The organism is Helicobacter labetoulli (assembly GCF_003670275.1).
In the GTDB taxonomy this organism is placed as follows: domain Bacteria; phylum Campylobacterota; class Campylobacteria; order Campylobacterales; family Helicobacteraceae; genus Helicobacter_C; species Helicobacter_C labetoulli.
Window position 1 is genome coordinate 1 of record NZ_QXJF01000008.1, and the last position, 26,386, is coordinate 26,386.

At 38.4% G+C, this 26,386-nt stretch carries 26 protein-coding genes and 1 other RNA gene; 25 read left to right on the forward strand and 2 right to left on the reverse strand.

Annotated elements, in window-relative coordinates; genetic code table 11:
- Window positions 1-177: 177 nt before the first annotated feature.
- On the reverse strand, window positions 178-1,542 hold the full coding sequence (gene fliI / locus EBF12_RS04915) for a flagellar protein export ATPase FliI (RefSeq protein ID WP_121726673.1): 1,365 nt from the start codon (window positions 1,540-1,542) through the stop codon (window positions 178-180).
- Between the two features lie 72 nt (window positions 1,543-1,614).
- Between fliI and tig the strand changes: the two genes are divergently transcribed.
- From tig to EBF12_RS04945, 6 genes are read left to right on the forward strand one after another with little or no spacing between them, the layout of a single operon-like run.
- Window positions 1,615-2,985: a trigger factor gene (gene tig / locus EBF12_RS04920; RefSeq protein WP_121726674.1), complete on the forward strand. Its 1,371-nt coding sequence runs from the start codon at window positions 1,615-1,617 to the stop codon at window positions 2,983-2,985.
- Between the two features lie 11 nt (window positions 2,986-2,996).
- A complete protein-coding gene (gene clpP, locus EBF12_RS04925; RefSeq protein WP_121726675.1) occupies window positions 2,997-3,587 on the forward strand; it encodes an ATP-dependent Clp endopeptidase proteolytic subunit ClpP in 591 nt (196 codons plus the stop codon).
- A 16-nt stretch (window positions 3,588-3,603) separates the two neighbouring features.
- A complete protein-coding gene (locus tag EBF12_RS04930; RefSeq protein ID WP_121726676.1) occupies window positions 3,604-4,761 on the forward strand; it encodes a GGDEF domain-containing protein in 1,158 nt (385 codons plus the stop codon).
- Window positions 4,730-5,248: a peptide deformylase gene (gene def, locus EBF12_RS04935; protein ID WP_121726771.1), complete on the forward strand. Its 519-nt coding sequence runs from the start codon at window positions 4,730-4,732 to the stop codon at window positions 5,246-5,248. The genes EBF12_RS04930 and def overlap by 32 nt, the downstream gene beginning before the upstream one ends.
- On the forward strand, window positions 5,248-6,762 hold the full coding sequence (locus EBF12_RS04940) for a YifB family Mg chelatase-like AAA ATPase (RefSeq protein WP_121726677.1): 1,515 nt from the start codon (window positions 5,248-5,250) through the stop codon (window positions 6,760-6,762). Before def ends, EBF12_RS04940 begins: the two co-directional genes overlap by 1 nt.
- A gap of 9 nt (window positions 6,763-6,771) precedes the next feature.
- Window positions 6,772-7,044: a metal-sensing transcriptional repressor gene (locus EBF12_RS04945; RefSeq protein ID WP_121726678.1), complete on the forward strand. Its 273-nt coding sequence runs from the start codon at window positions 6,772-6,774 to the stop codon at window positions 7,042-7,044.
- 53 nt (window positions 7,045-7,097) lie between these two features.
- Here EBF12_RS04945 and EBF12_RS04950 read toward each other — a convergent pair whose 3' ends face one another.
- Window positions 7,098-7,538 (reverse strand): MarR family winged helix-turn-helix transcriptional regulator, encoded by a 441-nt coding sequence (locus tag EBF12_RS04950; protein ID WP_121726679.1) that lies wholly within the window; start codon window positions 7,536-7,538, stop codon window positions 7,098-7,100.
- Window positions 7,539-7,600: 62 nt separating this feature from the next.
- Between EBF12_RS04950 and rnpB the strand changes: the two genes are divergently transcribed.
- From rnpB to holA, 19 genes are all read left to right on the forward strand, one after another.
- Window positions 7,601-7,929, forward strand: an RNA gene (gene rnpB / locus EBF12_RS04955) — RNase P RNA component class A.
- An 89-nt stretch (window positions 7,930-8,018) separates the two neighbouring features.
- Window positions 8,019-8,603: a flagellar FLiS export co-chaperone gene (locus tag EBF12_RS04960; RefSeq protein WP_244196371.1), complete on the forward strand. Its 585-nt coding sequence runs from the start codon at window positions 8,019-8,021 to the stop codon at window positions 8,601-8,603.
- A gap of 2 nt (window positions 8,604-8,605) precedes the next feature.
- The gene (gene gltX, locus EBF12_RS04965) at window positions 8,606-9,967 is read left to right on the forward strand and encodes a glutamate--tRNA ligase (protein WP_121726681.1); all 1,362 of its coding nucleotides are present in this window, start codon (window positions 8,606-8,608) and stop codon (window positions 9,965-9,967) included.
- 9 nt (window positions 9,968-9,976) lie between these two features.
- Window positions 9,977-10,276, forward strand: a complete 300-nt coding sequence (locus EBF12_RS04970; RefSeq protein ID WP_121726682.1) for a YggT family protein — start codon at window positions 9,977-9,979, stop codon at window positions 10,274-10,276.
- 8 nt (window positions 10,277-10,284) lie between these two features.
- The gene (locus tag EBF12_RS04975; protein ID WP_121726683.1) at window positions 10,285-11,913 is read left to right on the forward strand and encodes a lytic transglycosylase domain-containing protein; all 1,629 of its coding nucleotides are present in this window, start codon (window positions 10,285-10,287) and stop codon (window positions 11,911-11,913) included.
- A 9-nt stretch (window positions 11,914-11,922) separates the two neighbouring features.
- A complete protein-coding gene (galU, locus tag EBF12_RS04980) occupies window positions 11,923-12,747 on the forward strand; it encodes a UTP--glucose-1-phosphate uridylyltransferase GalU (RefSeq protein WP_121726684.1) in 825 nt (274 codons plus the stop codon).
- A gap of 9 nt (window positions 12,748-12,756) precedes the next feature.
- A complete protein-coding gene (locus tag EBF12_RS04985; protein ID WP_121726685.1) occupies window positions 12,757-13,164 on the forward strand; it encodes a hypothetical protein in 408 nt (135 codons plus the stop codon).
- 12 nt (window positions 13,165-13,176) lie between these two features.
- Entirely contained in the window at window positions 13,177-14,442 is a 1,266-nt protein-coding gene (gene murA, locus EBF12_RS04990; RefSeq protein WP_121726686.1) for a UDP-N-acetylglucosamine 1-carboxyvinyltransferase, read from the forward strand.
- A 35-nt stretch (window positions 14,443-14,477) separates the two neighbouring features.
- Entirely contained in the window at window positions 14,478-15,086 is a 609-nt protein-coding gene (locus EBF12_RS04995; RefSeq protein WP_121726687.1) for a toxin-antitoxin system YwqK family antitoxin, read from the forward strand.
- Window positions 15,087-15,097: 11 nt separating this feature from the next.
- Window positions 15,098-15,940, forward strand: coding sequence for a hypothetical protein (locus tag EBF12_RS05000; protein WP_121726688.1), 843 nt, complete (start codon window positions 15,098-15,100; stop codon window positions 15,938-15,940).
- Between the two features lie 92 nt (window positions 15,941-16,032).
- Entirely contained in the window at window positions 16,033-17,532 is a 1,500-nt protein-coding gene (gene thrC, locus EBF12_RS05005) for a threonine synthase (RefSeq protein WP_121726689.1), read from the forward strand.
- Between the two features lie 68 nt (window positions 17,533-17,600).
- The gene (gene purE, locus EBF12_RS05010) at window positions 17,601-18,095 is read left to right on the forward strand and encodes a 5-(carboxyamino)imidazole ribonucleotide mutase (protein ID WP_110581751.1); all 495 of its coding nucleotides are present in this window, start codon (window positions 17,601-17,603) and stop codon (window positions 18,093-18,095) included.
- Between the two features lie 9 nt (window positions 18,096-18,104).
- Entirely contained in the window at window positions 18,105-18,590 is a 486-nt protein-coding gene (locus EBF12_RS05015) for a DUF3972 domain-containing protein (RefSeq protein WP_121726690.1), read from the forward strand.
- Window positions 18,587-19,540 (forward strand): damage-control phosphatase ARMT1 family protein, encoded by a 954-nt coding sequence (locus EBF12_RS05020; protein ID WP_121726691.1) that lies wholly within the window; start codon window positions 18,587-18,589, stop codon window positions 19,538-19,540. Before EBF12_RS05015 ends, EBF12_RS05020 begins: the two co-directional genes overlap by 4 nt.
- 1 nt (window position 19,541) lies before the next feature.
- Window positions 19,542-20,429: a glycine--tRNA ligase subunit alpha gene (gene glyQ, locus EBF12_RS05025; RefSeq protein ID WP_121726692.1), complete on the forward strand. Its 888-nt coding sequence runs from the start codon at window positions 19,542-19,544 to the stop codon at window positions 20,427-20,429.
- A complete protein-coding gene (locus EBF12_RS05030) occupies window positions 20,429-22,612 on the forward strand; it encodes a M99 family carboxypeptidase catalytic domain-containing protein (protein ID WP_121726693.1) in 2,184 nt (727 codons plus the stop codon). The genes glyQ and EBF12_RS05030 overlap by 1 nt, the downstream gene beginning before the upstream one ends.
- 10 nt (window positions 22,613-22,622) lie before the next feature.
- Entirely contained in the window at window positions 22,623-23,309 is a 687-nt protein-coding gene (locus tag EBF12_RS05035; RefSeq protein ID WP_121726694.1) for a metallophosphoesterase, read from the forward strand.
- A gap of 24 nt (window positions 23,310-23,333) precedes the next feature.
- A complete protein-coding gene (locus EBF12_RS05040) occupies window positions 23,334-25,361 on the forward strand; it encodes an RNB domain-containing ribonuclease (RefSeq protein ID WP_121726695.1) in 2,028 nt (675 codons plus the stop codon).
- Entirely contained in the window at window positions 25,358-26,359 is a 1,002-nt protein-coding gene (holA, locus tag EBF12_RS05045; RefSeq protein WP_121726696.1) for a DNA polymerase III subunit delta, read from the forward strand. Before EBF12_RS05040 ends, holA begins: the two co-directional genes overlap by 4 nt.
- Window positions 26,360-26,386 lie beyond the last annotated feature (27 nt).

Here is a 26,386-nt window from a genome sequence, read left to right on the forward strand (position 1 = left end):
TCTAGTGCTGAAATAAGTCAAAGAGTAGATAGAGTAGCTAAAGATATATTAGATGATGTGAATAAGAAGAGGTTTTAGGGGAGAGATTATTAGCAAGAAGCGTTAAAAGTTTATCTTTTTAACGCACACAATATAAAGCTTGTGTATCACTTTAAATCTCATCTGCTATGCTTAAAACTACTCCTGCATAATTCTACAAAGTTCATCAAGGGAGCGTTGAAAGTCCCACTTTTCATCAATCTCTTGTTTTAAAAATGCTTCCATTGCTGTGCGTTTATTTATCGCCTCATCAAGTTCTATATCTGCCCCCCTTTGATACGCTCCAATGCGGATAAGCACTTCATTTTCTTTAATCAATGAATACAACCGCCGAAACTTCCGCACATAGCCTAAATGCTCCGGGCTAATAATATCATTAATAATCCTTGAAGCAGAGTTTAGAATATTTATCGGCGGATAGATTCCCATATCTGTCAAATCACGATTAAGCACAATATGCCCATCTAAGATACTTCTGCTTTGATCAGCAATAGGATCACTCAAATCATCACCTTCAACTAGCACGGTAAAAAATGCCGTGATAGAACCCACGCCATCTTCTTTTCCTGCTCTCTCCATAAGTTGAGGCAAAAGTGTGAGAACTGAAGGCGGATAGCCCTTGCTTGTAGGTGGCTCTCCAAGGGCTAGTCCAATCTCTCGCTGTGCCATTGCAAAACGCGTAACAGAATCCATAATAAACAACACATCATTACCCAAAGATTTAAAATATTCAGCAATAGCCATTGCACTAAAAGCCCCATATTTACGCATAAGCGGAGAATCATCACTTGTAGCCACCACAAGAATGGTATTTGTCAAATCATTATTAAGATTCTTATAGATAAACTCCGGCACTTCCCTGCCCCGCTCCCCAATGAGTGCGATAACCTTAATGTGTGCTTTTGCCCCACGCACTATCATACCCATAAGCGTGGATTTGCCTACGCCACTTCCAGCAAAGATTCCCATTTTTTGCCCTTTGCCACAAGTAAGAATACTATCAATGGATTTTACCCCTACTTCAAAGACTTCATCTATAAGTCCCCGCTTCAATGCACTCAGTGGCGAACGCATAAGCGGTGTGCTAGTATAAGTCTGCAAACTCCCCTTATCATCAATAGGCTCTCCCAAAGGATTAATCACGCGTCCAAGCATAGCCTCGCTCACAGGAATATTTAACCCGTGATTGAGAATCTCCACCCTATCGCCACATTTATGTCCCTCCACAAATGAAAATGGACTAATAAAAAATTTCTCCCCCTCAATGGCAATCACCATACCCAAGCTTTTAGCATCACATAAAGAGCCAAGATTCTGCACTTCATCATCATCGTTTAGATTCTGCCCACTTTGCCCACTTGGTATAATTTTCACAATATCACCAACAGAGGGCTTCACACCATCAGCTACAAACATATTTTGCATAACTTTTATGAGTTGTCCATAGCTTGGAGAGAGATTCATATTGTGTTTTAATTTTTCTTTAATATGAGATAATGGCATTACAAAACCTACTTTTAAGATTTTTTTTTATAGAATACCAAATTATACTTTTTTATTTCATTAAGGAACACTATGAATTTCACAACAAAACGCACAAACAACGCTAATGCTATCGTTAATGGTAGTATCGCTATCTCCAAGCTTGAGGAGAAATTTGACAAAGTCATCAAAAAAATCGCTCAAAGCGTAAAAATTGATGGTTTTAGAAAGGGTAAAGTCCCCGCACAAGTGATTAAGACAAGATACAAAGAACAAGTAGAGCAAGATGCACAGCAAGAGGCTATACAAGATTTACTTGATTTGGCTCTAAAAGAGCTAAATATTGCCCCAAAGTCGCTTATTGGCAACCCGATGATTCTCAAGTTTGATAAGAGTGATGATAAGATTGATTTAGAGATAAAAATCAGCATTGCACCTAGCTTTGAAACCGACAATGTTGAACAATATGTCCCAGAAGTCAAACTTAAAGCCATTGCAAAAGCTCAAATTGATGAGCGACTAGAAGAAATTGCTAAGTCTCGTGCTCCGCTTAGTGAAGTTACCGATGATAAAGCTTTGGCAAAAGATGATACGGCAAATATTGATTTTGAGGGCTTTGTTGATGGTAAGGCATTTGAAGGTGGCAAGGGAGAAAACTTCAACCTTGTCATTGGCTCAAATCAGTTTATCCCCGGCTTTGAAGATGCACTTATCGGTATGAAAAAGGGTGAAAAGCGAAGTATTGATGTTACTTTCCCAGAGAACTATCAAGCTGTACATCTTGCAGGTAAAAGGGTGAAGTTTGATGTAACACTACACAAGATTCTAAAAAAAGATACACTCAAAATTGATGATGAGTTTGCAAAAGGCATTGCGGGAGCTGAATCTAGTCTTGAATCTTTAAAAGATATGATTAGAGAACAGCTTGAAATGGAGCAAAAAACAGAACTTTATAATAAAGAGCTTAAAGAAAAGCTTGTGGAAGCCCTGCTTAAAAACATCTCTTTTGATTTGCCCGAGCTTATTGTGGAGCAAGAAATGGACATTTTATTTAGAAATGCCTTATCCAAGCTCACTCCAGAAGAGATTGAAAAAATCAAAAATAATCAAGAAGAAGCAAAAAAGGTGCGTGAAACGCATCGCGATGAGGCGTGTAAAAGTGTGCAAATTACATTTATTATGGATGCTTTAGCAAAAAAATACAATATTGCTATACAAGATAATGAAGTCTTACAGACAATTTATTATGAAGCAATGATGATGGGGCAAAATCCAAAAGAAGTGTTAGAGTATTATCAGCAAAACAATCTTGTCCCAGCGATTAAAATGACAATGATTGAAGATAGGGTGTTACATTATTTGCTTGATGAAAAGTTTGCAAAAAGCAAAGAAAAAGGCACAACTTCAAAAGCAGAATCTAAGGCGGATTCAGGCAAAATGGAATCTAGCAAAGAAAATAAATAAGGGGATATGTGATGAGTGGTTATATTCCTTTTGTTATAGAACGCACAGGGCGAGGTGAGCGAAGCTATGATATTTACTCGCGTTTGCTTAAAGACCGCATTATTTTGCTAAGTGGCGAGATAAATGACCATATCGCTTCTTCAATCGTAGCCCAACTGCTATTCTTAGAAGCTGAAGACCCGGATAAGGATATTAACTTTTATATCAACTCGCCCGGTGGTGTTATCACAAGTGCATTCAGTATCTATGATACAATGAACTATATCCGCTCTGATATAAGCACCATCTGCATTGGGCAGGCTGCATCTGCTGGAGCGTTTTTGTTAAGCTCAGGGACAAAGGGTAAGCGATTTTCACTGCCAAATTCTCGCATTATGATTCACCAACCACTTGGTGGTACACAAGGACAAGCCACAGACATTGAGATTCAGGCTAAAGAGATTTTGCGTTTGAAAAAAATTCTCAATGAAATTATGGCAGAAAACACAGGGCAGAGTATAGAGAAAATCACACAAGATACGGAACGAGATTTTTTTATGAGCGGAGAAGAAGCTAAAAAATATGGATTGGTTGATAAGATTCTAACAAAAAGTTTGAAATAGGTTTTGGAGGTATTTTATGGATTTAAGCGGATTGGATTTAGATATTGCCAATAATGATTTTTTTGGCAGTTTAGATGTAGTTGAGCTTAAAGATGGAAAGACAAGCTTCCAGCCTTCTGCTCCCATAACCCCAACAGATACAACACAAAAGCTAAATTCTATCTCCAAACAAGCAATGGAAGCCCTTGAAAAAGATGACATTTTGCCTTTACCCGAAAACTTTGAAGCTTATTTTGAAAAAACACTCTCACAAGAACAAGATGAAAATGTAAGAGAAAAGATTAAGGCGATGGTAGAGAGTGCAAATCACGATTCTAGGCTTATTGCCCTTGAAAAAACTTTCAATGACAACTTTATTACCCTTAAATCCGTCTTAGAGCAACTCCTTATCCTTTGCAAACAACTCTCATCAATGGAGAGCAACACAAACAAACGCCTTGCTGAAATTGCAGCTATTACAAACCCCCTTGGTGCACAAAATGCCATTAAGGTATTGCTCAATGAGATTAAAGGATTCCACAAGCAGTTTGTTACACAAGCTGATATTATCTCTCGCTCATACCGCGATATGTATGCAAAATCCTCCACTACCAAATCAAGTGCGATGTACGATACGACACTTGGGATTCACAGCAAAAGCTTTTTTCTTCACTCCTTAGAGTTTGAATGTAAAAATGGCAAAGATTTTCCACGCCATTGTGCGCTTGTGGTATTTTCTCCATCAAAAGAGCTTGGCGCACAGCTTATTGATCAAACTAAACTCATTACGACTTTTAAAAATATCGCCAAAATCGTCTCAAAAAACATTGGCTCAAAAGATTTGGTAAGCTATCTTGGCGGAGGGCGATTTGGAATGCTACTTAAAAATGTTCAAGCTCAATCAGCCATAGACTTATGCGAAGAAGTGATTAAAAAATGCAAGGCTACGAATATTTTTATCGGCGACTTGGATTTGTATTTGCATATTGTGATGGGCGGTATTGTTTTTGATGTCAATAAAACACCTGAATCTATGCTAGAAGAAGCAAAAGCCGCCCTTGATGAAGCATTGAACGAAAACAAAACCCTGCAATTTAAACAGGCTGAAAACAAAAGTGGTGGCGCATTTAGTGCTGATGATCTTGATATACCCGGAGATGACCTTGGCGATTTTGGCGATTTTGAAATATCCTAATTCTATCTTGCGTCAAAAATCTACAAAAGTAGAATCTTTTGATGAGGAACTGCATAGCTTCCTTGATGATATGTATGAGACAATGATAGAAAGCGGGGGCGTAGGACTAGCAGCAATTCAGGTAGGAAAAGCCAAGCAGATTCTTGTCATCAATCTTCCGCGAGATGAGGACAAGCAACAATATAAAGAAGATTTGCTTGAGATTATTAATCCCACATTTTTAACACAAGAAGAAAGCATAGAGTGGGAAGAAGGCTGTCTTTCCGTGCCAGAATTTTATGAGAGTATAAAGCGGTTTAATAAAGTTTGTGTTGCTTACAAAGATAGATTTGGGAATGATAAGATTCTAAAAGCGGAAGGGTTTTTAGCCGTGGCATTACAACACGAGATAGACCACTTGAATGGAATCTTATTTGTGGATAAGCTCCCAATCCTTAGACGCAAAAAATTTGAAAAAGAACTCAAAAAGCTCAAAAAAGAAACCTGATGGTGAATACAATCCTTAGTGCGACAAGCTTTGGCACGAGTGCGAAAGTCATTCAAGTGGAGGCGACATTTATTCGTGGATTGCCAAATTTCAATATCACAGGATTAGCCCATAGCTCTATTCAAGAATCCAAACAACGCGTCCAAGCCGCACTTGTCAATATCGGCGTTACCTTGCCACCTCAAAAAATCAATATTAATCTTTCTCCTGTGGATATTCCCAAAAGTGGCGGACATTTTGACCTGCCAATTGCTTTAGCATTACAAAAGACCAAAACTCAAGATATTTTTGCTTTTGGTGAGCTAGGGCTTGATGGGAGTGTGAAATACACAGATTCTATCTACCCACTTTTGCTTGATGTCGCCCTCTCTCACAAAGATGCAAAAGTCATCGTCCCACTTTGTGCAAAGGAGCTTTTAAGCCCCATTCCACATTTGCAATTCTATTTTGTAGCTCACTTGCAAGAAGCCATAAATATTTTAAACAATATAGAATCTATGCCACACACCGCAGATTCTAAAGCGCATCATTTTGGCTTTGCAAGTCTTGAAGTGCAGGGGGAACAATATTTTTATAATCAAGATTTTGACTTTGATTTTAGCGATGTGCAAGGGCAAGATATTGCCAAAAGAGCTGCACTTATCGCAGCAGCGGGATTTCACAACTTCATTATGGAAGGTTCTCCGGGCAGTGGAAAAAGTATGATTGCCAAACGCCTCCTTTATATTCTCCCGCCTAGCTCACTCCGCGAAATGATGGAGACTATGAAATACCAAGCCCTCAATAAGCAAAGCACAAGCTATACACCACTAAGGGCATTCCGCAACCCTCATCAAAGTGCGAGCAAATCAAGTATCCTAGGCTCTGCCACGCAGTTTGAAGCCAAGCCCGGTGAGGTTGCTTTAGCTCATAATGGCATTTTGTTTTTTGATGAATTGCCGCATTTTAAAAAGGATATTTTAGAATCTTTGCGTGAGCCACTTGAAAACAATAAATTGAGTATCTCGCGTGTGCATTCTAAAATAGAATATGATACAAATTTTATGTTTGTCGCCGCTCTCAATCCCTGCCCGTGCGGGAACTTGCTAAGTAAAAATAAAGAATGCCGCTGTCAAGAGCGAGAGATTAGCACTTATCGTGGGCGACTATCTGAACCATTTTTGGATAGGATTGATCTTTTTGTGCAGATGAATGAATATGAGCAGGATAAAAACTCGCCTCAAGGGCTAGATTCTAAAAAGATGCAAGAGCTTGTGTTTCAGGCATTCAAAATGCAAAAACAACGCGGACAAAAAGTCTTTAATGGCAAACTTGATGAAAGAGAGATTGAGACATATTGTGAGCTAGATTCACATTCACTTGCACTACTAAACCAAGCCAGTGAGCGTTTTTCACTTTCATATCGCAGTGTGAATAAAGTCAAAAAAGTAGCCAGAACAATTGCCGATATTGCACAAGAAGAACAGATTCAAAAGTCCCACATATTAGAAGCTCTAAGCTATCGTAGAATTTAAGGAGACATTATGCACGATAAACAAGCCCTTCATCGCCGTTTGAAAAAAATCATAGGACAGCTTAATGGTATTGACAAGATGATTAGTGAGGACACCCCCTGCCCTGATGTGCTTATCCAGCTTAATGCTGCAAAAAGTGCTATTCACAAAGTTGGACAGATTGTGCTTGAGGGGCATATCAATCATTGTGTGCGTGATAGCATCAAAAATTCACAAAATGACATTGACACAACGCTAAGCGATCTTGCTAAAGCCTTAGAGCATTTTGGTCGTATGAGCTAGGATTCTAAAATATCCCAAGATTCTGTAAATGGATTAAATATAAGACAAAAGCCCTACTCTTTCAAACTCTCTTTAATCATTGTACGCATATCTTCAAGCACACTCAAACAAGTGCTAATCTCATCTTGTGAAAATCGAGATAACAATAATGTCTCTAGTTTTTTGATTTTATCTTTAATAAGATTGAGTGCGTTTTCTCCGCTAGGGGTAAGAGTGAGCAAAATAGTGCGTTTATCACAAGAATCTTGTGTTTTTACAAATAGCCCCTTACTCACAAGGGAATTAACCTCGCGTGAAATAGTCGCCTTATCCTTATGTAACTCCATTGCAATATGGCTAATATGAAGCTTAGGATTCTCTGAGACCATAAAAAGTATCACGCCTTGCTCAAAGCTAAGATGGTGAATCTTAAGCTCTTTAATGAAAAATTCCTGAAAACTCCTCGCCGTCCTACCGATATGATGCCCGATAAGATATTGCGTATCACTATGCAAAATTTAAGCCTTTTTAAAGTTAGATTGCAGGTATTGTAACAAATTTTGCTATAATTTGCGCTTAGGCATAGTAGGTGGTTGCTTTTGTTTGACAAAAGAGGAAAGTCCGAGCTACAAAGACAGGATTCCATTTAACAAATGGCTAAGGTAACTTAAGGGAAAGTGCAACAGAAAACAACCGCTTTTGTTTAACAAAAGCAAGGGTGAAAAGGTGGGGTAAGAGCCTACCGATTTTACAGCAATGTAAAATGTCAATGCAAACCCAATCCGTAGCAAGAAGAGTATGGTTATCGTCTTGCACTTCAAACTCTTCGCTTGAGGTATATTGTGAAATATACCCTAGATAAATAGCCACCCACGACAGAACTCGGCTTATCGCTATGCCTAGTTTAATGACTATACATTTTTTTAAGCTAGAATCCAAACTCACCAAACCACTTAAAACTAAATTATAAAACAACGCATTATATGGAACAAAATATGCTTAAGACTAGCAAAACTCCAAAGATTGAAGAGGTAAATATGCAAGATATAATCGCCACAATGCAAAAGCACATTGACAAGCAGTTTAGCCAAGATTCTATGCCCTATACACTTTGTGAAAACACACAGCAAAGCATACATAAATTCAGCGAAGATATTAAGGGGGCAAATGAGTTTATAGGTGCGTTACAAACGGCAAATGTGGCTTGCAAGAAGATTTTAAAGCAAATTCAAAATGTATCCGCAGACAGCCTTTTTCAAGACATACAAGACATTGTAGAAAACACTGCATTTATGGGGGTAAAGCTCTTTAACACACAGATAAAAGCTACACTCAATGCAACTTCTTATACATTTTGTATTGATAATCCTATGCCTCTTCTTCAACAAAATAAAGATTCAGCCACACAAGAAGCATTTATTGCCTATATAGAGGAAAAATCACAAGAAATCACACAATTACTTTTGGCACTTAGCGATGCCTTGGTAGAATCTAGCACACAACCCAACACACAATCAAATGGCAACTACAACTTCAATGAGTTTAACGCTAAAGCTTTTAGCCAAATGCTTAAAGGATAAAAATGTTGCGTTTTGCCCCCTCTCCAACAGGTGATATGCACATTGGCAACCTGCGAGCTGCGATTTTTAACTATATCATCGCCAAACAAACTAACCAAAAGTTCCTTATTCGCATTGAGGATACAGACTTAGCAAGAAATATTGATGGTAAAGACAAGGAGATTCTCTCTCTTTTAAATCTTTTTGGCTTATTGTGGGACAATCTAGTCTATCAAAGTCATAATTTTGATAAACATCGCCAACTCGCACAATATCTTATAGAGAAAGATTTAGCCTTTTATTGCTACTGCTCTAAAGAGTTTTTAGAATCTAAGCGAGAAGAAGCCAAAGCACAAAAAAAGCCCTTTCGCTACGATATGCAATGGGCGGAGCTTGAAAAAAATGTGAATAAAAATCCCGTTATTCGCATTAAAGGGGCGACTTCCACCATTAGTTTTGAAGATTCTATCAAGGGGCATTTGAGTTTTGAACCAAATGAAATTGATAGCTTTGTCATCATTAAAGAAGATGGAATCCCAACTTACAACTTCGCGTGTGCGGTAGATGATATGCTCTATGATGTGAGCTTTGTGGTGCGTGGAGAAGACCATGTGAGCAATACACCTCGCCAAATTCTTATCCATCGCTCTTTGGGCTATGACAAGATTCTAGGATACGCACACTTGCCTATTATTTTGGGCGAGAATGGCAGCAAAATGAGTAAGCGAGATAGTGCCTCTTCTGTTGCGTGGCTGTTAGAGCAGGGCTTTTTACCACAAGCTATTATCAATTATCTCATCTCAATGGGCAATCACACGCCACAAGAAGTGTTTAAACTGCAAGAAAGTTTTGCGTGGTTTGATATTAAAAATATTGCTAAATCGCCTGTAAAATTTGACATCAAGCGATTAAGATTCTTAAATAGAGAGCATTTGAAAATGCTTAATGAGCAGGAGTTTGCTCTGCTTGTTGATAGTAAAGATTCAAATGTTGGCGCATTGGCAAAGCTACATTTGCAAGAAGCAAGCACGCTTAATGAGATTAGAGAAAAGCTAGATAAGATTTTTGCCCCAAAATGTATAGTGGTTAAAGAAAATAGCGATGAACATTATGAAGAAGAATGCAAGGTGCTTTACAAGATTTTATGTGAAATGATAGAATCTAAAGATTTAGCCCTGCAAGATTATGAAAGCTTAAAAAATACATTAATGCAACGCTCAAATTTGAAGGGTAAAAAATTTTTTAAGCCATTAAGGATTCTGCTAACCGGACAAACGCACGGCTTGGAGTTAAGCGAGATTTACCCATATTTGCAATTTTTCTTAAAAGATATTGTGCGTTTAGATTTAAATGCTTGTGTAGATTCTAAGCCTACAAAAGACTAGGAGGGGATAATGGTAATAGGCACTTTGTTAAATGCGGTTGCTATGATTGTGAGTATGCTTATAAATCTTTATGTTTGGGTTATTGTCATTGCCGCTCTTATAAGCTGGGTAAGACCCGACCCATATAACCCTATCGTGCAAGTGCTAAATCGCCTAACCCAGCCACTTTATGCAAAGCTCCGCTTATTAATACCAACAGCGATTAATGGCATTGATTTTGCACCACTTATTTTGGCTGTGCTGCTTAAATTTATTGATTTATCACTTGTGCAGATTCTAGCCAACTACGCTAAGAGTTTGCAAATTTAAGGATTAAAATGAGAATTTTTGTTTTACTGCTTTTAGCTTTTTGTATCGGTTTTGCCAAAACAGATATTACACTTGAATTTTTAGAATCTAAGCCCAAGGGCTTAGCAAGGGATTTTTACATTTGGCAATTTTTATCAAATGAGCATACTTCATTGCAAGATGCACTCAAAGCCTATGAGCTTATCCACCGCAAAACTTCAAAGCTTGATAGCCTTATGAGTGCTAAAGGAAAGGTAAGCGAACTGCCTAGGAGACTATATTGTCAGCGTCTTAGTTTTGAAAGCCTAAAAAAACAAGATAAGGAGTGTATTAAATCGGGGCTTAATCTTGCTAATGTCCCCACAATGCCACAAAAAAACAAAGATTTTTTATTAAAAACTTTTCAAAATGACCCTGCCTATAAAAAACGCATTGAGATTCTAAGCAAACCAAATATCCTAACAGGTATGCTAAGTAGCGATGCGGCAACCTTTGCAGCCTTATATAACGCACTAAGAGATAACCAACGCTTACAGATTATCAATCAAACCATTAAACCCCAAGCCCTTAAAAAATTTGCTGATGAAAATAATAAATCTTTTAACAATATGCTACAAAAAATCATCGTTACCCACGATAACAGCTATGCAAAGTTTAAAAAATCGCTTATCGGTGCAAAAATTACAGGAGCAGATTCTTACACACTTTTTTTGCTAGGGCTTAATGAGATTTTACATCAAAAGCCCAAAGCGGCGTTAGAATATTTTAGGCTTGCAAGTAAAAATGCCCCAACAGCTATGCAAAAAAATCGTGCTTTGTTTTGGGAATACTCCCTAAGCCACGATAACAAAGTCTTAGAGAATCTTGCTTCAAGCACAAATGTGGATCTCTATACTATTTATGCTAATCAAAAGTTAGGCGTAAAACCAAGCTACGAAGTAGTAACAGATTTAGGCAAACTCTCACCCAAAAAACCTGATTTTGATATGAAAGACCCATTCCAATGGCAACTTTTAAAAGATAATCTCTCGCAAGTTAAGAGTGATAAAGACTTAGAAGAGTTAAGCAAACATTTCACCTATGAAGATACAAGCGCACATCTTGCGTATGTTTTAAATCAGCTCAATAAATTTAAAATTCACTATTTTATTACGCCTTTTAGCGATAAGCTTAAATGGAAAAGTGATCACGAGAAAGCCTTTACCTACGCTATTGCAAAGCAGGAAAGCACGCTTTTGCCCGCCCTTGTTTCAACCTCTTATGCACTAGGTATGATGCAGATTATGCCCTTTAATGTAGAACCTTTTGCTAAAAGTCTAAAACGCGATAACATCACGCTTGAAGATATGTTTAATCCCATAACCGCCCTAGAATTTGGGACATTCTATCTCAATGATTTAGGCAGGGAGTTTAAACATCCGCTTTTTGTATCTTATGCTTACAATGGCGGACCGGGCTTTTTACGCCGCACATTAAAAACAAAAAAATTCTTTTTGAAAAATCGCAACTACGAGCCGTGGCTCTCTATGGAGCTTATCCCTTATAAAGAATCTCGTGATTATGGCTTTAGAGTTTTGGCAAATTATATTGTTTATCAAGAGAGTTTTGGCAATACTATCAACCTTGAAGCATATCTCAAACAAACACTCATTAACTAAGGAGATTCTATGATACACAAATGCTTATTTCCCGCTGCTGGATATGGCACACGATTTTTACCCGCTACAAAAGCTATGCCAAAGGAAATGCTCCCCATTCTTACAAAACCTCTTATTCAATATGGTGTAGAAGAAGCATTAGAATCTGGCTGCTATGAGATAGGTATTGTTACAGGGCGGGGCAAAAGGAGCATTGAAGATCATTTTGATATAAATTATGAGCTAGAACATCAAATCTCTGGCACAGACAAAGAAGAGTTACTCTCAAGTATTAGAAAGCTTACAAGCTCCTGCACCTTTTCCTACACAAGACAAAATGAAATGAAAGGCTTAGGACACGCTATACTCACAGGTGAAACGCTCATTGGCAATGAAGCATTTGCTGTGATACTTGCTGATGACTTATGTCATAATGCAAATGGTGCAGGGGTGCTTAGCCAAATGGTAGCTTTGTATAAAAAATATCGCTGCTCCATTGTGGCTATTGAAGAAGTGGATAAAAATGAAGTGGATAAATATGGCATTATCCAAGGTGAAGAGATAGAATCTGGCGTATATCGTGTGAATGATATGATAGAAAAACCAAGCATTGATAAAGCCCCTAGCAATCTTGCCATCATTGGACGCTATATTTTAACGCCTGATATTTTTGATATTTTACGCGTTACAAAGCCGGGCAAAAAGGGGGAGATTCAAATCACTGATGCCCTTTTAGAACAAGCCAAACAAGGTAGAGTATTAGCCTATAAGTTTCAAGGCAAACGCTATGACTGCGGAAGCATTGATGGCTATGTGAAAGCAACAATTGATTTTTATGAGAATTTTAAGCATTAAGTGCCATAAATGTTTAATATTAGCTTTTATGTTGTTTGTTGGTTGGTATTTTTTCTGCTATGCTTACCTATTATCTTTGCTGGGCTATTAGCTGTTGCTCTTGAAAATGATAAGATAGAGGTAAAAGAAAGTCGCTTAAGCACTCTTTCAAAAGAAGTTAATGAGTTTGCAAACGACAAAGCCAAGCTTCAACCACTGCTTGATGAGTTTTTACGCTCCTTTAAGACTTACCCAAAAAGTGGAGAAGAGTATGGCTTGTGGATTGAGCTTATCTCTACCTTTGCTGTAAATATGAATCTTATGGAGGTTGATGAGGTGGTGAATTTTCAAGATAGCCTTGAGAGTGCCAACCCCGAAAGCAAAGCAAATATCAAAGAGGTAATCGGTAAAGCTTTACAAAAACGCGAAAGCAAATAAAAGGATTTGACAATGGATTATTTACAAATACACAAAACCCCAAAGATTCAAGGAAGCATTAGTATTTCTGGTGCGAAAAACTCTGCCCTGCCCATACTCGCAGCTACACTACTTAGCAAAAATGAAGTAACTATTAGCAATCTCCCTGATGTGGCTGATGTAAAAACACTAGCCAAGCTTTTAGAGCATTTGGGCGTGAATCTTGAATGGCTTAATCCCAACACACTCAAAGCTCAAGCTCAAAATATCGTGCATACTAAAGCTATTTATGATATTGTGCGAAAAATGCGTGCCTCTATTCTTGTGCTTGGACCACTTTTAGCACGATTTAGACATTGCGAAGTGAGTTTGCCCGGTGGCTGTGCTATTGGTGCGCGTCCTGTGGATTTACATATTAAAGCTATGGAAAAAATGGGAGCGGGGATTCAAATCAAAGGAGGATACATCACTGCTGAAGCTAAAGGTGGGCTTAAGGGAGCAGATATTTTATTTGATAAAATCACGGTTACCGGAAGTGAAAATGTCATTATGGCAGCAGCCTTAGCTCAAGGCACAACGCATATTATTAACGCTGCTAAAGAGCCTGAAGTCGTGCAGCTATGCGAGATTCTAGTTCAAAGTGGCATTAAGATTGAAGGTATTGGGACAAATGAGCTAAGTATTGAGGGAAGTGGTGGAGAGCTACTTGATTTTAATCCTATTGAAGTTATACCTGATAGAATCGAAGCTGGGACTTATCTATGTGCTGCAGCAATCACAAATTCTTCCATTACGCTTGAAAGGGTGCAGAATACCCACCTTGGAGCTATTACAGATAAGCTAGAAGAAATTGGCTTTAGCTTTAATAAACACGATACATCTCTTACTATACTTCCGGCAGAAAAGTTAAAGCCCTTTGAGATTATCACCACAGAATATCCGGGCTTCCCCACTGATATGCAAGCACAATTTATGGCTCTAGCAACACAATGTGAAGGCACAAGTGTGATTGAAGAGCGATTGTTTGAAAATCGCTTTATGCATGTAAGCGAATTACAACGCTTAGGTGCAGATATTTCACTCAAAGGCAATCACGCTACGGTTAAAGGTATCAGCCCTCTTGTTGGAGCTGATGTAATGGCAACAGATTTGAGGGCGAGTTCCGCTCTTATTGTTGCCGCCCTTGTGAGTGAAGGGGTAACAAATATCCATAGAATCTACCACCTTGATAGAGGCTATGAGCAAATTGAAAAAAAGCTTCTTGGTCTTGGAGTTAATATCACACGCCTAAAGAGCTAGATTCTAAGTCTATGGGGAAAATCTAAGGGGGACAAGTGATAAAAAATGTGATAAAAAGAATCTTTTTAGTCTTAAGCGTAGTCTTTGCTTTCACAGCACTTGCAACACAGAGTGAAGTAAATGAGCTAGAATTAAGAATCTCCTACACAGGAAGCAAAGATTCACCTATCACCATAAAGACACAATACTGCAAAGGCACAACGCTCAAATGTGGCAAACAAATTAAAATCGCACCAAATGGCGTTGTGATTTTCCGTGCAAATTATATTAATGACAAATATGATGGGCTTGTTCGCTCATATTATACTAATGGCAATATAAAAGAATCACGAGAATATATTGAAGGCAAAGAGACAAATACCCGCACACTTTATTATGAAAATGGCAAGATTGAAAGCTCACAAATGTATGTGGATAATAAACGCGAGGGCGAGGGCAAAAAATATTATGAATCTGGCAAATTAAAAGAGCAGTTTTTTTACAAAAATGATATGCGTGAGGGCATAAGGCAGGAATTTGACAAGTATGAAAAGCTCACTTTTGAGACAATGTATAAACAAGGCAAGAAGCAATGGATTAAGCAATACGACACAAAAGGTAATGTCATTAATGAAACAAGCTGCCGCTGGAATCCGTGCTACTAAAAGGAGGGAAAATGACAAAGGGCAAAACAATAACAAAAGCTTGTAGCTTTCTTATCTTTTGCTATGTGTTAGGGTTTTTGACCGCCTGCCAACAAGATCCAACACCGCAAGAAACCACAATTTCAACCCCCGCAAAAACACCCACACACAAACAAAACGAAAATACAAAGCCTAAGCAAAAGCCCACTCAAAAACCTACTCAAACTTCTGCTAAAAATGCTATCAAAGATTCTATCTCAAACCCTGCCCAAAGCCCCATAAATGAGCCAAACACAAGCACTCCAAGCAGTCAAAAAGAGCAAGATTTTGTAGCTTCCACAGAGCCTTTATCTCCACAAGAAAGCCAAACTCACAAAAAAACCTACACGCAAGAAATGCTTGAAAACATCACAGGAGAGGAAAAAAACGAGCAAATACAAGAAGATGGACGCACATATAACGCCCAAATCACTTACAAAAATGGCACAAAAATCAAGCACGGCAAAGAGATTTTATATTATCTTGATGGTGGAGTGGCACAGAGGGCATTTTATGTTGATGGCAAAAAAGAAGGATTGTTTCAAATGTTTAGCCAAAAGGGTGTGCTGATATATGAAGCCCATTATCGTAATGGGCTACTTCACGGACCTTGCAGACTTTTTGATGTAACAAGTGGCAAGATTAAAAGTGAGATGAACTTTGCCTATGGTTTGCAAGAAGGACAGATGAATATTTATGACATAAAAAATGGCAAACTTTGGCATCAGCTCCACTACAAACAAGGCAAAAAAGAAGGCAAGGCAGTAGGGTTTGATGAATCCGGCAAGATTGTGCGTGAAGTGTTTTACAACCAAGATATGGAAATAAAGCGTTAAAACAAAATATGCTAGAATGCGGGGATTGCTACAAGAATTTTCACAAGTAAAGATTTTTACAAAAATTATCACAACATATAAAGGATTCTACAATGAGTATGTTTATTTCTACGCGAGATGATAATAAGGATTTAAGTGTTACTTTTAAACACGCAATGCTTAATCCAAATCCCCCACAAGGCGGACTTTATACATTTTCTAAACTTCCTTTGTTTAGTCAAGAAATGCTACAAAGTTTTCAAAATCTCTCATATAAACAATTATGCGAAAGACTCTTTTCTTCTTTGAATCTCAATCTTAACCCAAATCTTTTGCAACAAGCCCTGCAAAGCTATAATAGCTTTGATAATCCTACAAATCCTGCCCCGCTCCACACTTTAAGCAAAAATCTCTTTATGCTCAATCTCCATTCTGGTCCTACACGAGCTTTTAAGGATATGGCTTTGCAACCCTTTGGTGTTTTACTCTCTTCCTTTGCCAAAACAAATAAAACACCTTTTATGATTCTTGCTGCTACAAGTGGCGATACAGGTCCTGCGACGCTACAAAGCTTTGCGAATAAAGACTATATTAAAGTCGTATGCCTCTATCCAGATGGAGGCACAAGTGATGTGCAAAGACTGCAAATGACAACACAAGAATCTAAAAATTGCAAGGTTATTGGCATTAAGGGGGATTTTGATGATGCTCAAAGTGCGTTAAAACATCTCCTTGCCAACAAAGATTTTATCCATAAGCTTAACAATCTTGGAATCTCGCTATCCGCTGCTAATTCTGTGAATATAGGACGCATTGTTTTTCAAATTGTGTATCATTTTTGGGCGTATATGAGTGCGGTAAAAAATGGCAATATCACCTTTGGAGAGAAGCTATCCATTGTCGTACCTAGTGGGAATTTTGGCAATATTTTAGGGGCATTTTTTGCTAAAAAAATGGGCTTACCCATACACAAGCTTGTGGTTGCCTCTAATGTCAATACTATTTTAAGCGATTTTATAAATACGGGTGTATATGATATTTCTTTTCGTCATCTTATCAAGTCAAAATCCCCAGCAATGGATATTCTAAAAAGCTCAAATGTAGAGCGAATGCTGTATTTTTTCTTTGGTGCTAAACGCACAAAAGAGCTAATGGAGAATCTTGCAACGCAAGGAAAATATAGCCTTTTAGATTCTGAACTTGCTCTTGTGAGAGAAGATTTTAGTGCGATGAGTTGCGATGATACACAATGTCTGCAAAGTATCGCAGAATGCTTTAAAAATGGCTATGTGCTTGACCCACACACGGCGATTGGATATTTTGTAGCAAAAAATTTACAACAAAAAGGCGTGATAGGCAAAAGCATTTTTCTTGCCACAGCTGAATGGAGTAAATTCGCCCCAAGTGTGAATACCGCTCTAGCACAAGGGCAGATTCTAGAATCTTCCCAAAATATTTGTGATGAAGAAGCTATTAAAACAATCTGTGCCAAAGCCAACTGCACAATCTCAAAACAAATCACAGATCTTTTTAGCAAAGATGAAGTGCAAAAAGATGTGCTTGATGTGGCAAAGCTAGAATCTTGCATTATAGAGTGGCTAAAGACATTCTAAAGGCACACAAGGAATTAATACAAATATGCTAGAATCCGCACATTTTAAAAGAGCCAAAAGGAGTGAAAATGGACTTTGTTAGCGTGATTATGGGGAGCAAGAGCGATTGGAGTGTAATGAGTGAATGTATAGAAATATTTAAAAAATTTGATGTGGCTTATGAGGTGATTATAAGCTCGGCTCATCGCTCACCGGAACGCACAAAAGAATATGTCAAAGACGCACAATCTCGTGGCGCACAAGTTTTTATCGGTGCAGCGGGAATGGCAGCACATCTAGCCGGGGCAATTGCCTCTCAAACTTGTAGGCCTGTGATTGGTGTGCCTTTAAGTGGTGGGGCAATGGACGGACTTGATGCCTTGCTTTCAACGGTGCAAATGCCTAGCTCTATGCCTGTGGCAACGGTGAGTATCGGTAAGGCTGGGGCAATTAATGCGGCGTATTTAGCTATGCAGATTCTAAGTCTTAAAAATGATGAGCTTGCTGGAAAACTCATTGAAGATCGCGTGATGAAAGCCAAAAAGGTAGAGCTAGATTCGGCAGAGATTGAAGTGAGAATCTAAGGGGGATTTATGGAAAATACGACAACTTGGCTAGAACTCCACGAGTTTATTAAGCTCTCTGGGCTTGATGAAACAAAGATTATGGATTTGATTAATGATGGGAGCATAAAAAGCAAGGAGGAAGAAAATAAGATTTTTGTTGATGCGACTTCTGGGACTTCCGCTCTTGTGAAAAAAGTAGAATCTGGGCTCGTGTCGGCTGATATGAATGGCAAGGAGCTTGATCCTGTCTTTGTAGAAAAGACAATCTCTACTATTCTTGGGCTACACGACAAGGTAATTGCGGCAAAAGATGAAACAATCAGTGCATTTAAAAATGAAAACTCATTTTTAAAAGATGCCCTTATTTCTATGCAAGAAGTCTATGATGATGATAAAAAGACAATGGAGACTTTGCGTTTGGAATTAGAGCATTCAAGGGAAGAAATTGAATTTATGAAACGCAAATACCGCCTAATGTGGGGCAAAGTCTCCAATATGACAGAGACAAAATGATAGCACAAGAGATGTGTTTTGACTGCTTACAAAGGCAGATTAAAAACTTTTCAAAAATGCTTCCAACGCATAATTTACAACCCTTGCAAGAATGCGTTGAAAAAAAACTTTCATCTCTTAAACAAAGCTATATCACACCAAATAAGCAAGATAATCTTCTCACACCCCCACAAATTGCTATTGATATTTATAAAGATTTATCCACCACGCTACAAAATGATGACCCATACGCACACATCAAGCAAGAGAGCATACAAAAAGCCTTTCATATCTGCCAAGAGCTTATCTCACGCTACCCTGCCCCAAAGCTTGAGCCAACAATACATAATGAAAAAATAGTATGGGGTGAAGATTCTATCTTTGCTCGGCTAGATTGGGCAGTTAGAATGGCTATTTTAGGCAATGTTATTGACTATGGCTCACAGCATAACTTTAGCTTTGCTAAGGCAGATTTTGACTTTGAATCTTTGAGCTTTGGCGTGTATGATATGCAGCCTTTTATCTCAAAGCTAGAGCGTGCTAAAAGTCTTTTATATATTGCGGATAATGCGGGGGAAAATATCTTTGATACTCTGCTTATTGCCACGCTTAAAGCTATTTATCCACATCTTAGCATAAGCTATGCGGTGCGTGGCAGGGCGATTATCAATGATTTGACACTACAGGATATGCTCCACCCTCTAGCACAGCCTTTGGCAGAATCTTGTGAAGTTTTAAGCTCTGGTGTGAGAAGTCCGGGCTTTGTCTATGCTGATGCGAATAGCCAAACTCAACAGCTCTATGACCGCACAGATATGATTCTAGCCAAAGGTATGGGGAATTTTGAATGTTTAGAATCTTATAAAGATAAACGACTTTTTTTGCTTTTTAAGATTAAATGCGATGTTGTGGCAAAGTTTTGCAACAAAGCCAAAGGCACAATGATGTTTTTACATAACACAAAGGAGTAATATGCTTAGTTTTTCAGATATTTTATTACAATTGCAGGAGTTTTGGAAAAATCAAGGTTGCCTTATCGTGCAGCCCTATGATATTCCAGCAGGTGCGGGGACTTTTCACCCTGCTACTTTGCTAAGAAGTTTGGATTCAAAGCCTTGGAGCGTAGCTTATGTCGCACCCTCTCGCCGTCCTACAGATGGACGATACGGAGAGAATCCAAACCGCTTAGGAAGCTACTATCAATTTCAAGTACTCATTAAACCAAGTCCAGATAATATACAAGAGCTATATTTGCGTAGTCTTGAATCTTTGGGGCTAGATATTAAATCTCACGATGTGCGTTTTGTAGAAGACAATTGGGAATCCCCAACACTTGGAGCGTGGGGGTTAGGCTGGGAAGTATGGCTTGATGGTATGGAAGTAACGCAATTTACATATTTTCAGCAAGTAGGCGGTATCCCCTGTCGCCCAGTGGCGGTGGAGATTACCTATGGTGTGGAAAGACTAGCGATGTATATTCAAGGTAAGGAAAATATTTTTGACATTGTGTGGAACAATAATCCGCCAATGCTCTATGCCGATGTGCATTTGCAAGGGGAATATGAGTTTTCAAAATATCACTTTGAAGTGGCAGATACGCAAATGCTTTGTAGCATTTTTAATCAATACGCTAATGAAGTCAAAAACTGCTTGGAGCAGAAAATCCCCCTTGTGGCTTATGACTACACAATGCTTGCAAGCCATTGCTTTAATGTGCTTGATGCGAGAAAGGCTATCTCTGTGGCTCAAAGACAAAACTACATTTTGCAAATCCGCGAACTCGCTAAATCCTGTGCCTTACTTTACAAAGAAATGGAAAATGAGAGAGAGCATAGAATCACAAAGGCAAAAGGGCTATAATGCGTTTTATCATTGCTTTTTTTCTTACTTTTAGCACCTTTACACATCTGCTTTATGCGGAAAATCTCGTGCGGGATTTTGAGCTTTACAAGCTTAATTATGGCGATAAAAACGCACCGACTTTATTGCTTATGGGCGGGATTCACGGCGATGAACCCGGGGCGTATTATTCCACAGATTTATTTTTGCGACATTATAAGATAACAAAGGGGAGCGTGTGGGTTGTACCTGTGGTGAATCCGCACGGAATGTTTGCCAATATGCGTGGCGTGTATGGCGATATGAATCGCAAGTTTGCTGCTTTGAGCCACAATGACCCAGATTATGAGAGTATCCAAAAAATTAAAAAGCTCCTTGCCAACCCGGAAATTGACATCTCTATGCACTTGCACGATGGGAGTGGATATTGGCGTCCAAAGTATGAAAGCAATCTTTTAAATCCACGCAAATGGGGAAACTGCTCCGTTGTAGATCAAATACGCATTGATACAAAATATGGAGAACTTGAATCTTATGTCGCACAAATGGTGGCTGATATTAATCTGCGGATTTTAAATCCCATTCATCGCTTCCACGTGCATAATACCCAAACAAAAGCCAAAAATGATGTTGGGCAACTCAAAGCTCTCACTTTCTTTTCACTCTCCTTAAATAAACCCGCCCTTACAAATGAGACAAGCAAAGAGCTTGATGTGCCAACGCGTGTGTTTTATCATCTTTTAGCTATTGAATCTTTACTAGGACAGCTAGGCATTGTGTTTGAACGGGATTTTGAGCTTAATGTCGCCAATGTCAAAGCACTGCTTAGTACGCAGAATCTATATGCAAAAATTGAAGATTCTATTTTTTTACCACTAGATTCTTTAAGAGCAAATCTTACATACTTTCCATTGCCAAAGCAAAATAGTCTCAAACAGCTAAAGATTGAAAGCCCAACCTATCTGCTCGGCATAGTCCCTAGCAAAAATGGCAATGTAAATTTACAATATGGCTCACGCAAACTCAGCACACTCACTCCACAATGGTATGACTTTGAACATTCGCTTCAAAATGTGAATCTTAAAGTTGATGGAAAGCTAAAATCTGTACCAATAGGCTCAATCATCTATGCAGAGCAAGATGTAGAATTTGAGCCTATGAAACATCATAGAGTAAATGCCATTGGCTATGTCAAACCCAACGATAACAATCCATTGCCCGATGAAAGCGGTATAAAAATCTCCAAAAAAGACTTTAAACCCCAATATAGCCTTGATACAACATCATTACATTTTCGTGCGGAGTTCTATCGCGATAATGCCTTTAGCGGTATGATTATCATCTCTTTTGCTAAGCCCAAAGAGGTTAAAGCCCCATCTTATCATCAAGTGCATTACACTCCAGCACCCACATCAAAAACCTTGCAAAAAGATAAAAATACGCAACTTGCCACAGCACAATCCAAACAAGCAGATTCACACAAAGAGCCACAGCAAACAGCTCCTGCCAAAGCACCCACACCAAACTCCATACCAACAGATACAAACAAGCATAAAGATAAGTCAAAAACTCCGCTAGAGTCAAAAGATACTAAAATAGAATCTTTAGCGACAACCCCTACAATCCTTGCTGTTAAATCAAATCTCGGGCTAAATTTAAGAGCAAAGCCTAGCACAGATTCTGCCATTGTTGCCAAATTGCCAAAATACACGCAAGTAAAAGTTTTGCAAAAGCAAGGCAAGTGGAGCAAGGTTAGCATAGATTCACTTCCATATATGGCACTTCCACAAACACTTCAAGGCTATGTGATAAGCCAAGCCCTAAGCAACACGCTTTTGCCCCCACAAAAGCAAACTCAACCCAAAATACAAAAAGAGTTACAACCCCAAAAGCAAGAAGTGCAAGACACCACCCCAAAACAAACACACAATCAAACATTAGATTCTATACAAAACCTATCGCACACAAAAAGAGAATCTTATGCAAAGGTCATTGTCAATACTGCTATGATAAGAAGTGAGCCAAATACAAATGCAGCCATTGTTGCCAAAGCACCGATGGGGCGAGAAATGCAGATTCTAGCTTTTGTGGAGGATAAAGATAAAAAAGAGTGGGCGAAGATTTATTATATATTTGAAGGACAAAGTGGCAAGAGGGAGATTCAAGGCTATGTGGCAAAACGACTTATAAAGCCTATTCCATAAGGATAAAAGTATGGATTTTATCATTAATGAAGATACTTTTTTGATTTCTGATAGTCATTTTGGACATAAAGCAGTGCTACAAAGAGAGCCTTCGCGTCTAAAAAGTGCTAGAGCAAATGGCTATGATGATTTTTATGCTTTTCATAAAGACTTGTGGAATAAAGCCGTTGGCAAAAAGGATAGAATCTTGCATTTGGGGGATTTGTATTATCCGGGTGGGTTTGATTACCTAAAAGGACTGCGTGGCAAAAAGCAGCTTATCATCGGCAATAATGATGTGAAGCGATTTACCAAACTCAAAACGCTTAAAAATTGGCAAGTGCAAAAAGGCTTAAACTTGCAGATTCCACAAGAGAAGGCAATACGCAAAAAACTCTATGAAAAATTTGGCAAAATGATGATAAAAGATGATATTTATCTTAATGCCATTATTGTTGATTGTAACAAGGAGCGGATTATGTTTTCACACTTTCCTGTTTTTCACCGCAAGGCTCACGATAGATTTGCCAAAAGTAGAGAAATCCTAGATACGCTTTTTGCCTTAGCAGATTGTAGCTTAAATATCCACGGACACATTCATTCACGCGATACCAACCATTCCTTTTGCTTTAATGTTAGCTGTGAGCGTTTGGGTTATGAGCCAAAGACCTTGGGCGAGATTCTAAGATTGTGGCGTGAGAGAAATAGAATTGAGTGAAAAATAGAATCTAAAAGGTAGGTAATGGTTTATTTTTACGCACTTATCGCCAATGGCACAAAGCAGATTCCAAAGTCATTTCACAATGCTTTTGTCAAATTACAAGAATACAATGTCCTTAAAACACAAGGGCATATCCACAAGCTTAAGAGTGATTTTATCATAGGCAGTGTGGATATTTCACAAAGTGGCAAGGTTTTTTTAAAAAGTTTCAAAGACACGGATTGCACGGATTTTATACTTGAAAAAGGCAAATTTTATAAACTCAAAAAGGGTGATATTATCCTTGCCAAAAGGGGTAAATCAAAAAACAAAGGGCAAAAGGGCAAAATAAAACAAAAAGCAAATCTTATCACACTCCTATACGCTACAAAGCCCTATGCTATTGCTGTGCTTGTAATGAAAAAGGGACAGATTCTAGCCCTAGAGCTAGAATCTAGAGGAAAAAAGGGGCGTTACCTTGAGTTAAAACTCTCACAAAAATCACTCAAAGCCCTGCCTAAGCATTGTGTAGTCAAGGTGGAAGTGGCAAGTGGCAATATTGTAGAGGTTTTTGGTGTGCTAGAAGATGCAAGCATTGATGAAAAAATCGCCCTAAGCACCTATAATCGCCTCTATGATTTTAGCCATAGCTCTAATGAATTTGCCCTATCTTTTGGCAATGAAGTGCATAAGGATATGTATCCCAATCGTGTAGATTTAAGCCATCTGCCCTTTTGTGTGATAGACCCCATTGATGCAAAAGATCACGATGATGCGATTTATTTTGATGCAAACTCACGCACACTCTATGTGGCAATAGCCGATGTAAGCGAGTATGTGAGCTTTCAAAGTGAGCTTGATAAGGAGGCTAAAAAAAGGGGCTTTAGCTTGTATTTTCCACATAAGGTTTTGCCAATGCTACCTTTTGCCCTAAGCAGTGGAATCTGCTCTTTAAAGCAAAATGCTCTGCGTTTGGCAATGGTGTGGGAGATAAGCTTAAGCACAAAAGCGGAAGTCAAAAAGAGCAGACTTTTTGAAGCCCTTATCCGCTCACACGCTAATGTAAGCTATGAAGACATAGAATCTTTTTTATACAATAAGCCCACATCGCTGCCAGATTCTATCACGCAATGGCTCAAGGCTTATGTGCCATTTGTGAAAAAATGTAGAAAAAATCGCTTAAACTTGGGCTTTGATTTTACAAGCAATGAAATAAAGCTAGAGCTTAATGAATCTGCGGAAATTGTCTCGTGGCATAGAAGTAGCCAAACCCTAGCTCATAGCATTATTGAAGAATCTATGCTTTTGGCGAATGTGGAGAGTGCCAAAATGCTAGATTCAGGTATTTTTAGAATCCACCCTCCGCCAAAACTAGAGCGGATAGATGAGCTAATGTGGAAGCTAGAATCTATGGGTTATGAAGTGCCAAAAACACAAGATATACATACGCTCATCACGCAGATTCAAGCCCAAGCAGAGAAACAAGATAAAGCCAAAATATCTCACAATGAAAATCAAAGAGAAATTGTAGATGCTCAAATTATCAAATCTCTAAGCAAGGCTACTTATAGCTCAAAGCCTTTGGCTCATTTTGGCTTAGGCTTTGAATCTTACACACATTTTACTTCGCCTATCCGCCGATATAGCGACCTTTTTGTTCATAGAATCTTAAAAGCAATTTTGCATAAAGATAAGCATTTACCCTTTTTACTTGAATCTTGCAACGCCATCGCACAAGAGCTTAATCTCAAAGAAAAGCAAATAAGCCAAATTGAGCTATATTTTTATCATCTCAAAATGCTACGATATGCTAAAAAACTTTTAGATAAACAACCTTTGATATGTAAGATTCTTGTCAATAGCAGTGAAGAAGAGGGCATAGCACTTGATGTCATTCCACAGGCAAAAATCACGCTTGATAGATTTCTGCCTCGCTTTAGTATAGCTGAAGTGGAGGTAGAAGAAGTGGATTTACTCTCTATGAGTATTTATGCAAAGGTGCTAGATTCACAAACGCAAGACTTTATATCACATAAATGCACTAAAAAATCGCACAAAGGAAAAAAATGAATAAAGCTCAGCTTGATATGCTATTAAGACAGAATCCGCCCCGTGCGAGTTTTTTATATGGGGATAGCTTTATGGTAGGCTATTATAGTAGAAAGATTGCCAATGCTCTGCAAAGTGAAGAGAAAAATACCTTTTACTTTGATGAATATAATAGTGTCAATATTAACACACTCCTTTCACAAGGCTCACTTTTTGGCACAAGCTCCCTTGTAGTGCTAAAGCTCAATCACAAGCTACCCAAAGCCGACATTGAGCTATTCTTACACTCACTATGTGCAAATACTCACAATGCGTTGATTGTAGAATACCATCAGGCACAAAATAAATCTAGTGGCGATTATATGCGTGATTGCAAGAGTATTGTGGGGTATTTTCATCAACCCAAAATGCCAAAAGATAGCATTGTTGAAGTGCGATTTTTTGAGCCAAATATGAAAGAGCGTATGGGCTTTTTGCAAGAGAGAAGTAAGGAGCTTGGACTAAAAATAGAATATAGAATCTTAAATCAGATTCTAAGTATGCAAAATAATGACATTACATTGGCATTAAATGAGCTAGAGAAATTCACCATTTATGTGGGAAAAAGCATTGATATAAGTGATGTTAATCTGCTGTGTGATGGTGTAGGAAGCTTCAGCACAGAAGAGTTGTGCTGTGCGGTTATGGACAAAAAGCCCTTTATCCACATACTTCAAAATATTTATGAAGAGGGGATAAATGAGATTATGATGATTGGGGAGATTCAGCGATTTTTCTACCAACTCTTTTTGTTTTTTGCTTATGCAAAGAGCTACGGCTCAATCAATGCCAAAGAGATTCTAGGCTACAATCCCCCAACCCATATCATTGAGCGTTTATCGCGGTATTGCATACGCTTCAAAGAAGCAGAATATATTCAAATTTTTGAGCTACTTTCACTCTGGCGATATGAAGTCAGCAAGGGTAAATCTAAGCAATCTATGAGTGCTTTAATCAAAATTCAAGAAATGATACGCTAGAATCCGACCCCTATACCTTGCTCTTTT

Coding starts and splice junctions, on each gene's coding strand:
- fliI (WP_121726673.1), bottom strand. CDS start 1,542: ATGCCATTATCTCATATTAAAGAAAAATTAAAACACAATATGAATCTC.
- tig (WP_121726674.1), top strand. CDS start 1,615: ATGAATTTCACAACAAAACGCACAAACAACGCTAATGCTATCGTTAAT.
- clpP (WP_121726675.1), top strand. CDS start 2,997: ATGAGTGGTTATATTCCTTTTGTTATAGAACGCACAGGGCGAGGTGAG.
- EBF12_RS04930 (WP_121726676.1), top strand. CDS start 3,604: ATGGATTTAAGCGGATTGGATTTAGATATTGCCAATAATGATTTTTTT.
- EBF12_RS04940 (WP_121726677.1), top strand. CDS start 5,248: ATGGTGAATACAATCCTTAGTGCGACAAGCTTTGGCACGAGTGCGAAA.
- EBF12_RS04945 (WP_121726678.1), top strand. CDS start 6,772: ATGCACGATAAACAAGCCCTTCATCGCCGTTTGAAAAAAATCATAGGA.
- EBF12_RS04960 (WP_244196371.1), top strand. CDS start 8,019: ATGCTTAAGACTAGCAAAACTCCAAAGATTGAAGAGGTAAATATGCAA.
- gltX (WP_121726681.1), top strand. CDS start 8,606: ATGTTGCGTTTTGCCCCCTCTCCAACAGGTGATATGCACATTGGCAAC.
- EBF12_RS04970 (WP_121726682.1), top strand. CDS start 9,977: ATGGTAATAGGCACTTTGTTAAATGCGGTTGCTATGATTGTGAGTATG.
- EBF12_RS04975 (WP_121726683.1), top strand. CDS start 10,285: ATGAGAATTTTTGTTTTACTGCTTTTAGCTTTTTGTATCGGTTTTGCC.
- galU (WP_121726684.1), top strand. CDS start 11,923: ATGATACACAAATGCTTATTTCCCGCTGCTGGATATGGCACACGATTT.
- EBF12_RS04985 (WP_121726685.1), top strand. CDS start 12,757: ATGTTTAATATTAGCTTTTATGTTGTTTGTTGGTTGGTATTTTTTCTG.
- murA (WP_121726686.1), top strand. CDS start 13,177: ATGGATTATTTACAAATACACAAAACCCCAAAGATTCAAGGAAGCATT.
- EBF12_RS05000 (WP_121726688.1), top strand. CDS start 15,098: ATGACAAAGGGCAAAACAATAACAAAAGCTTGTAGCTTTCTTATCTTT.
- thrC (WP_121726689.1), top strand. CDS start 16,033: ATGAGTATGTTTATTTCTACGCGAGATGATAATAAGGATTTAAGTGTT.
- purE (WP_110581751.1), top strand. CDS start 17,601: ATGGACTTTGTTAGCGTGATTATGGGGAGCAAGAGCGATTGGAGTGTA.
- EBF12_RS05015 (WP_121726690.1), top strand. CDS start 18,105: ATGGAAAATACGACAACTTGGCTAGAACTCCACGAGTTTATTAAGCTC.
- EBF12_RS05020 (WP_121726691.1), top strand. CDS start 18,587: ATGATAGCACAAGAGATGTGTTTTGACTGCTTACAAAGGCAGATTAAA.
- glyQ (WP_121726692.1), top strand. CDS start 19,542: ATGCTTAGTTTTTCAGATATTTTATTACAATTGCAGGAGTTTTGGAAA.
- EBF12_RS05030 (WP_121726693.1), top strand. CDS start 20,429: ATGCGTTTTATCATTGCTTTTTTTCTTACTTTTAGCACCTTTACACAT.
- EBF12_RS05035 (WP_121726694.1), top strand. CDS start 22,623: ATGGATTTTATCATTAATGAAGATACTTTTTTGATTTCTGATAGTCAT.
- EBF12_RS05040 (WP_121726695.1), top strand. CDS start 23,334: ATGGTTTATTTTTACGCACTTATCGCCAATGGCACAAAGCAGATTCCA.
- holA (WP_121726696.1), top strand. CDS start 25,358: ATGAATAAAGCTCAGCTTGATATGCTATTAAGACAGAATCCGCCCCGT.